Source organism: Vibrio sp. 1069 (assembly GCF_033340555.1).
The window spans coordinates 1-812 of the sequence record NZ_JAWOWP010000236.1 but is presented as its reverse complement, the minus strand read 5'-3'; the positions used below and the strand labels follow the sequence as shown (position 1 = coordinate 812).

1 protein-coding gene is annotated in these 812 nt (G+C 48.8%); it reads left to right on the top strand.

The window, feature by feature from the left end; translation table 11 throughout:
* Positions 1 to 812 (top strand): FIST N-terminal domain-containing protein (locus R7040_RS25695; protein ID WP_318097460.1); only part of this gene is annotated, 812 nt, incomplete at both ends.

Below are 812 nucleotides of genomic sequence, written 5' to 3'. Positions count from 1 at the left end.
ACCTGATTGAGTTTGACCAAACCACACTAACGTCTGCTGTCCAAGCGTATTCTTTCTCTCCCGATATAGACGGTGGCGAGCTCAAACGTTCGCTGCAGTTACAAAGCAACTCTCAAGTCATCATCAGTTTTGCCGTGCAAATCGAACGTCGTGATTATCCTTTGTATCAAACTTTTGCGACCGAAAACGTGCGAGTGTCTGGTGGATTAGCGCAGACCATAGAAGACGGCTGTTGGGTGCTCTATCAAAACCAGACATACGACAACGCCGTAGTGGCAGTGGCTTTGCACAGTGATACTTTGAAAACTTGGACAGACGCGTATTCCGAGTGGAACCCAATCGGCATGCCGCACAAAGTGACGCATGCGAAAGGCACGCGCTTGTATTGCTTAGGAGAGCGTAAAGCCCTCGATGTTTATAAGCATTATCTTGCCGACGGGCACGACGTGACGATTAACCAATTACTCAGTTTCCCGTTGTATCGAGAAACGTTGGGGCGCAAGGAAGTTTGTACCGTCACAGAACTTCACGCCGATGGAAGCATGAGTTTCGATAGGCCGTGGTGCCTCGGTGATGAGGTTCAGTTTTGTTATAACCATCCTTCTCTGACGTTAGAACAAGTGCGTCATGGGGTGGTGGAACTTGCTATGCATCAGCCAGAAGTAGTGATGATTTACAACTGCGCCTCACGGCTGGATTTTATTGATAGCAGCGATGAAGTGCAGGCGTTTATGGATATTGCCGCGACTTTCGGCAGCTACTGCATGGGTGAAATACATGGTGACATTGGCCAGCCAGAAATTCTTCACCAC